Raw genomic sequence first — 440 nt, 5'->3', positions numbered from 1 at the left:
TGGCCCCTGGGTTGTTGGTCATCGATGAAATCGGCTACCTGCCGTTTGGTCGTGATGAAGCCAACCTGTTCTTCAATGTTGTCGCCAAGCGCTACGAGCAAGGCAGCCTGATCCTCACGAGTAACTTGCCGTTTACCCAGTGGGCCGGAACCTTTGCGGATGATCAAACACTGACAGCGGCCATGCTGGACAGGCTGTTACATCATGCCCATATCGTGCAGATGACAGGTGAAAGCTATCGACTCAAGGACAAGCGCAAAGCAGGAACCAAATCTTCTCGGGCCGAACCGGCTCGAAAATATGAACCCGAGGGGGGTCAAAACTAAGTTGGCGATTTAGCACGGAAGGGGGTCACTTTTTAGTTGGCGTTGACATCCAAGCGGAAGGAGTCAGCACAACAGGCAGCTTCAGCAAAGCTGACGGCAGATGGTTTACGGTGA

General features: G+C 53.2%; 1 pseudogene. It reads left to right on the top strand.

What is annotated here, in order from left to right:
• A pseudogene (istB, locus tag ALO43_RS09255) lies at nucleotides 1–326 on the top strand (IS21-like element ISPsy4 family helper ATPase IstB); the annotation flags it as partial.
• Between the last annotated feature and the right edge of the window lie 114 nt (nucleotides 327–440).

The organism is Pseudomonas tremae (genome assembly GCF_001401155.1).
GTDB lineage: Bacteria > Pseudomonadota > Gammaproteobacteria > Pseudomonadales > Pseudomonadaceae > Aquipseudomonas > Aquipseudomonas tremae.
The sequence above is the reverse complement of the archived record's forward strand: the minus strand, read 5'-3'. Positions and strand labels throughout refer to the sequence as shown.